Source organism: Streptomyces sp. NPDC047315 (assembly GCF_040643215.1).
Classification (GTDB): domain Bacteria; phylum Actinomycetota; class Actinomycetes; order Streptomycetales; family Streptomycetaceae; genus Streptomyces.
Genome location: NZ_JBEYTZ010000030.1, coordinates 109,374 through 115,928 on the forward strand (window position 1 = coordinate 109,374; position 6,555 = coordinate 115,928).

The 6,555-nt window shown below is 72.5% G+C and carries 6 protein-coding genes and 1 pseudogene; 6 read left to right on the top strand and 1 reads right to left on the bottom strand.

Going from position 1 to position 6,555, the window contains the following annotated elements; translation table 11 throughout:
• Positions 1–40 precede the first annotated feature (40 nt).
• Complete coding sequence (locus tag ABZ842_RS29705; RefSeq protein WP_361543413.1) at positions 41–952, bottom strand: LysR family transcriptional regulator; 912 nt, start codon at positions 950–952, stop codon at positions 41–43.
• A gap of 422 nt (positions 953–1,374) precedes the next feature.
• Between ABZ842_RS29705 and ABZ842_RS29710 the strand changes: the two genes are divergently transcribed.
• The 6 genes and pseudogenes from ABZ842_RS29710 to ABZ842_RS29735 all read left to right on the top strand — a co-directional run.
• Entirely contained in the window at positions 1,375–2,268 is an 894-nt protein-coding gene (locus ABZ842_RS29710; protein WP_361543416.1) for a family 3 encapsulin nanocompartment shell protein, read from the top strand.
• 32 nt (positions 2,269–2,300) lie between these two features.
• A complete protein-coding gene (locus ABZ842_RS29715; protein ID WP_361543419.1) occupies positions 2,301–3,287 on the top strand; it encodes a sulfotransferase in 987 nt (328 codons plus the stop codon).
• 34 nt (positions 3,288–3,321) lie between these two features.
• Positions 3,322–4,092, top strand: a complete 771-nt coding sequence (locus ABZ842_RS29720; protein WP_361543422.1) for an SDR family oxidoreductase — start codon at positions 3,322–3,324, stop codon at positions 4,090–4,092.
• A gap of 49 nt (positions 4,093–4,141) precedes the next feature.
• Positions 4,142–5,998, top strand: coding sequence for a M20/M25/M40 family metallo-hydrolase (locus ABZ842_RS29725; RefSeq protein WP_361543425.1), 1,857 nt, complete (start codon positions 4,142–4,144; stop codon positions 5,996–5,998).
• Complete coding sequence (locus tag ABZ842_RS29730; protein ID WP_361543428.1) at positions 5,995–6,399, top strand: adenylyl-sulfate kinase; 405 nt, start codon at positions 5,995–5,997, stop codon at positions 6,397–6,399. Before ABZ842_RS29725 ends, ABZ842_RS29730 begins: the two co-directional genes overlap by 4 nt.
• Positions 6,396–6,555 (top strand): annotated as a pseudogene (locus ABZ842_RS29735) (sulfate adenylyltransferase small subunit); the annotation flags it as partial. The gene ABZ842_RS29730 and the pseudogene ABZ842_RS29735, both read left to right, overlap by 4 nt.

Sequence of the window (6,555 nt, forward strand, 5' to 3'; positions counted from 1 at the left end):
CTTGGTGCAGTTCGGTGCGGCGATCGGGCTCGTGGTGCGGTCAGACCGGGATCCCCTCCATCGGCCCGCGGGCCGGGGTCTCGGTGAACGGATATCCCCGCAGCGCCTGGCGGAACGCCTTCTCCGCGACGCCCGGCAGCCCGGACGAGTTGGCGGAGACGGGGAACGCCATGGTGACCGGTATCGGGCCGGGCGCGGACGGTAGGCCCGGCCTGATCGCCCGGGGCAGCCCCCACAACTCGTCGCCGTTGGCCACCAGGCACGCCATGCCGAGGCCCGCCTTGGCGGCGGCGCGCAGCCCCACCAACTCGGAGCCCTCGTACGAGATGCGCCAGGGGACGTCGGAGGCGTCGAGGGTCTCCATGATGCGCCCGCGCAGGGTGCACGGTTCGGTGAAGAGCGTCAGCGGGAGCGCGGCCCGTTCGCCGTGCGCCGGTTGACCGAACCAGTCCATCTTCATGTGCCCCAGGTGGTGACTGGTGGCGTTGGTGCGCTGGGGGCGGGCCTGGAGCAGCAGTGCCAGGTCCAGCTGTCCTGCCGAGACCTGACTCTCCAGGGACTCGCTCAGCCCGGTCCGCACGCTGACCTGGGCGTGCGGCATGCGTTTCATGACGACCCGGAGGAACTCCGGTAGCGCCTCGGCGAGTTGGTTCACGATGCCGATGGACAACCTGACGTTGCCGGCGAGCGGTACGAACCGCCCCACGGCCTCGTCGTTGAGGGTGACCAACCGGCGCGCGTAGCCGAGCAGCTCCTCACCCTGCGGACTGAGCCGCAGGTTGCGGCCCGTCGAGGTGAAGACCGGGGCCTTGGTGAGCCGGCCCAACTGCCGGATCTGTTGACTGACCGCGGGCTGCGTGATGTGCAGAGCCTCGGCGGCCCGGCGGAAGCCACCCAGCTCGACGACTGCCACCAGGGTTCTGAGCTGATTGATTTGCAGGTTGTGGTGCATTCTCCCACTCACCTCCACGAACGATCTGCCACACACCCGTTCTTCTCGCTGGGGACGCGGGACCTGATCAGAGAGTGCAGTGTGAAGCGACGGGTAGGAAAACCTTAGACGCCGGTGCACGGCGTCTCCTACCCCGGGATACACGAACCCGATATGAGATTTTCATGGTCCCGGGCAGAGAGTTTCATACTCCCCCCATGGACCGTCCCGGCGCGCTCGCGTACGCGGCCCGCCCCGCCGTGGCCAGGGCATATTCCAGCCGCATGACCGGTAACCGGTGTCGGCGATAGCTGGTAACGCGAGGTTATGCCCCTCATAAGGACACCTGAAGTCCACGGCGTCCGCAGCGTCCAGAAGAAATGTCTAATGTCAATTAGCTCGCCAGCCTTTCCCCTGAACGTGTTAACGAGGGAGGAGTCACCATGCAGGGCGCCGTTGCAAGTCCCGCAGTTCAACAGGGGGTTCGCATCCCCCTGGCCGACCCCGGCCTGAAGGCCCGCACCCCGGGCGAGGAGTTCGCCTGGGCCGTACGGGGCGTCGCCCCGGGGGAGGACCGCGTCGTACCGTTCCGGGCCCATCTCCCGGCCGCCTTCCCGCTCTTCGCCACCCGACCCCGCTACGCCGTACGACACCTGCTCAAGACCGCGACCGTCCCCGACCGCACCGTCCCCTACGTGTACGAGCCCCCGCGCGCCGCGGTGAACGCCTCCGGCACCTCGTACGCCAGCACCCCCGAAGGCGCCTTCGCCTCCAGCCTGCGCGGCGCCGACCTCACCGACCTCACCGTCTGCGTACCGCTGCCGGACGGACTGCTGGACGAGCCCACCCTGCTCGCCACCTTCGTCGACTACCGCGTCCTCGTCAGACTCTCCGTCGTCGAGAACGAGTCGCTGCTGCACGGCAGCGCGGACGGGGCGGTACCCGGGCTGCTGACGCTGCCCGAGATCCGCCGCGGAACGCTCGGCGACGACCTCGCCGACTCCCTCACCAGCGCCGCGGCCGAAGTGGAGGAGACCGGCGGCTCCTGCGACGGGATCGTGGTCCACCCCGCCACGTACTGGCAGCTCGCCAAGGCCGGCACCCTCGGCCTGCTCGGCGGCGTCGGCATCACGGTCTCCCGCACCCGGATGATCCCGCGTGACCAGGCGCTGCTCGGCGACTTCCGCGCGGCGGCCACCCTCCTGGTGCCCGAGGTGGCGTCCATCGCGCTGCGCCGCGGCGCCGGCCCCGACGGCGGCGACCTCGTCGAAGCCAGCACCCGCGTCGGGCTCGCGGTCCACCTGCCGCAGCACTTCCTGCTGCTGTCGCGCGACTGACCGCCGCCCGGTACCCGGAAGGACCCCACCCGATGACCGACCATCTCCCGCGCGTCCTCTACATCACCGGCTGGATGCGCAGCGGCTCCACCCTGTTGGGCAATCTGCTCAACGAGCTCCCCGGCGTACGCCACATCGGCGAGCTGCACTACCTGTGGCGCAACGGCGTCCTGGGCGCGGGCACCAACTCCACCTGCGGCTGCGGCGCCGCCGTGCGCGACTGCCCGCTGTGGTCCGACGTCCTGGCCGCCTTCGCCGCCGGCGCGCCCGAGACGGCACCGGAGGCGACCGCCCGTCACCTCACGATGCGCCAGCGCGCGCTGCTGCGCACCCGGCACACCCGCACCCGGCTCGCTGAGTCCCTCGGCACCGCGGCCCCCGCCCCCGGCGTCGAGGAGCTCACCGGCCACACCGCACGCATCTACCGGCTGCTCGCCGAACGGGGCGCCGAACGGCTCGTCGTCGACGGCTCCAAGTACCCCGCCGAGGCCGCCGCCCTGCTCGGCCGCACCGACCTCGACGTCCGCGTCCTGCACATCGTGCGCGATCCCCGGGCCACCGCCCTGTCCTACCGACGCGGCAAGGAGTACATCGACCCGATGAGCCCGGCGCGCAGCACCGGCTACTGGACGGCCTTCAACCTGGCGTCCGAACTCATCGGCGAAGCCGCCGTCGGCCGCTACCTGCGCATCCGCCACGAGGACCTGTCCCGCGCGCCGGGCCGCACCGTCACCGAGGTGCTGCGCTTCGCCGGGCTGGACGACGACTCGCCGGTGGACGACTCCGGCGTCGTCGAACTCGGCGTCAACCACACCGTCACGGGCAACCCCGACCGGCTGCGCCGGGGGACGACGACGATCCGGCCCGACGAACGCTGGCGCACCGAACTCGGCGCCCGCGACCTCGTCGCCGCCACCGGCATCTCCGCACCCCTGCTCACCCGGTACGGATACCCCCTGCTGCCCGGGCGGGCCCGCGCCGACAGCCGCCCCAAGGCCACTGCGGCCGGCGCGAGCTGACCGCACGACACCGAACCGAGAAGGGACTGACCCAGTGGACCTCGGACTCGCAGGTCGCGTCGCCCTCGTCGCCGCCTCCAGCAGCGGCCTGGGCCTCGCCACCGCCCGCGCCCTCGCCGCGGAGGGCGCCCACGTCTCCCTCTGCGCCCGTGACCCGGACCGACTGGCCCGCGCCCGGGCGGAGGTCGACGCGAGCGGCCCGGGCCGGGTCCTGACCACCGTCGTGGACCTCACCGACGCCGAAGAGGCCGCCGCCTGGGTGGACCGCACCGCCGAGGAGTTCGGCGCCCTGCACGTCGTGGTCACCAACTCCGGCGGCGTGCCCTTCGGCCCGGTGGAGAGCTTCACCGTCGCCGAGTACCGCGACGCCGTCGAGGGGAACCTGCTGCCGCACGTCTCCCTCGCGCTCGCCGCGGCCCCCCACCTCACCGCCGCGGGGTGGGGCCGCATCATCATGATCACCTCGGAGTCGGTGCGCCAACCGCACCCCGGCAGCGGGCTCTCGTCCGTCGCCAGGCTCGGCGTCCTCGGCTTCGTCAAGGGGCTGGTGCACACCTTCGGCGACGCCGGGGTGACCGTGAACGTGCTGGCCCCCGGGTTCCACCGCACCCCCATCCTCGACGTCCAGTACGGCGAGGAGGTCGAAGAGCGCCTCGCCGAGGTCGCCCGGAGCCTGCCCCTGGGGCGGATCGGCCGGGCCGAGGACCTCGGCGCCCTCGTCGCCTTCCTCGCCAGCGAACAGGCCGCCTTCGTCACCGGCAGCGTGCTGGTGGCGGACGGCGGCAACTGCCGGGGCATCGGTTGAGCCGGCGTCCGCGGCACCGCGCACCACCACGCAGAAAGGGAGCCCCACCATGTCCGCTCTGGGAGAAGTCGCCAGCGCCCGGCGAGCCGCGCTCTACGTCGTCAAGCTGGGCAGCGCCAGCCATGTGCACACCGAGGTGTACGACGAGGTCCTGGCGCTGCGCCAGCGCGGCGCGCAGGTGCTCGTCGTCGCCGGCGGCGCCGCCGGCATCCGCGAGCACTACCGCACCATCGGCCGCCCCGTGCGCACCCTGACCACCCGCGGCGGCGACGAGGTCCGCTACTGCCCGCCGGAGGAGACGCCGCACATCGTCGCCGCGTACGAACAGGTCACCCTGCCCCGCATCGAACAGGAGCTCACCCGGCGCGGCCTTTCGGTGTTCGCCGCCGTCGCACGCACCGGCTCACTGGTCAGCGCCACCGTCAACGGCCCGCTGCGCGCCGTCGAGGACGGCAAGGTCCGCATCGTGCGCGACCACCGCGCCGGCACCGTCTGCGCCCTGGACGTGCCACGACTACGGGCCCTGCTCGACACCTTCGACGTCGTCTGCCTCAGTCCACCCGTCGCCGACGTCGAGGGCGGCACGGCCCTCAACGTCGACGCCGACGTCCTCGCGGCCGAGGCGGCCCGCGCCCTGGACGCCGACCACCTACGGCTCGTCACCGGCACCGCCGGACTCCTCACCGACCCCCGCAACCCCACCAGCACCCTGAGGCACGCCCACAAGGGGGAGGGACAGCGCTACGCCCGGGGCAGGATGCGGCAGAAGGTGCGGGCGGCGGAGATCGCGATGCGCGGCAGCTGCGACATCGCCGTCACCGGCCCGCACACCCTCGCCGCCACCGACGCCACCTGGTTCTGGCGGGCGCCCGCGCCCGCCGCCGACCTCACCCTGCTCGCCCGGTCCGTCGAGCTGTCGTCGGTCTCCCGGGACGAGCGGGAGCTGACGGAGTTCCTCGCCGAGTGGTGCACCGACAACCGCATCAAGGCCGAGATCGACACCGTCGGCAACCTGGTCGCCACCCGCGGCTCGGGCCCGCGCCGGCTTCTGCTCCTCGGCCACGTCGACACCGTGCCGCACCGCTGGCCGGCCCGATGGGACGGCGACGTCCTCACCGGGCGCGGCAGCGTGGACGCCAAGGCGAGTCTCGTCACCTTCCTCCAGACCCTCGTGGACGTTGAACTCCCCGACGACGTGCAGCTGCGCGTCGTCGGCGCGGTCCAGGAGGAGATCACCGGCGCCGGCGCCTTCCACGTGCGCGACCACTACCCGGCCGACGCCGTTGTCATCGGCGAGCCCAGCGGCGCCGCCGCCCTGACGGTGGGCTACTACGGGCTGATCAAGGTGCGGTTCGCGGTGTCGGAGCACACCGGCCACACCGCGGGCAAGGGCGTGCGCACCGCCGGAGACCGGCTCGTCGAGGCCCTGGCCGCGGCCCGCCGGGAGGTGGAGCGGGTGGCCCCCGAAGCCCTGACGGCCGTCCTCGGGGTCAATGCGCTCAACCACGGCGACGTCCAGGCCGGCGAGTCCGTCGTCGACGTGCGCGTACCCCCCGGGGTCGACGTCGACGCACTGCTCGACGCGCTGCGGTCCGCCGCGGTGGAGCCGGTGCGGATGGACGTCCTGCGGGCCACCCCCGGCAAGTCGACCCCCCGCTCCAACCCGCTGGTCAAGAGCTTCCAGCGGGCCTTCCGGGACGCCGGCACCGCCCCCAGGTTCCTCCTGAAGAAGGGGAGCAGCGACATGAACACCCTGGCCACCACCTGGCACGGGGTCCCCATGGTGGCGTACGGCCCCGGGGACGCCAGCCTCGACCACACGCCGCACGAGCGCATCGACGCCGCGGAGTTCCGCCGTGCGCACCGGGTGCTGACCGCGGCCGTACGGGAGTGGGGGGCGCTGTGAGCACGGCACCGCCCCCCACCGCGTACTGCACCTGCAAGCCCGGCGCCACCGTCTGGCTCACCGGATCCGAGGGCACGGGGCACGGGGTCGCCCGTGCCCTCGCCGAGCGGCTGACCGGGCGCCACCGGAGGGTCGAAGTGCTGCCGGCGGAAGGGAGCGACGGCGCCACCGACGTACGCCGCATCGGTCGGATCGCGCAGGTCCTGGCCGCCAACGGCGTCACCGTGCTGGTGCCCGTGGCCCGACCGGGTGTCGAGGACACCCGACTGGTCGGTGCCTGGCACGAGAAGAGCAGGGCGGCCTTCGTCGAAGTGCCGGTGCCCACGCCGACGGGAGACCGGACGGTGGCGGAGTCCGCCCGTGCCGTACTGGGACTGTTGACCGAGAGAGGTTTGGCATGAGCATAACGAGCGTGTCACCCGAAGTGACCGCGGATCCGGGTGTGGACCTGGGCGGAGGGTTCGCCTTGTCGCATTTGGATGCGTTGGAGTCGGAGTCGGTTCATGTGGTGCGGGAGGTGGCGGGGGAGTTCGAGCGTCCGGTGGTGTTGTTCTCCG

Coding starts and splice junctions, on each gene's coding strand:
- ABZ842_RS29725 (WP_361543425.1), top strand. CDS start 4,142: ATGTCCGCTCTGGGAGAAGTCGCCAGCGCCCGGCGAGCCGCGCTCTAC.
- ABZ842_RS29715 (WP_361543419.1), top strand. CDS start 2,301: ATGACCGACCATCTCCCGCGCGTCCTCTACATCACCGGCTGGATGCGC.
- ABZ842_RS29710 (WP_361543416.1), top strand. CDS start 1,375: ATGCAGGGCGCCGTTGCAAGTCCCGCAGTTCAACAGGGGGTTCGCATC.
- ABZ842_RS29705 (WP_361543413.1), bottom strand. CDS start 952: ATGCACCACAACCTGCAAATCAATCAGCTCAGAACCCTGGTGGCAGTC.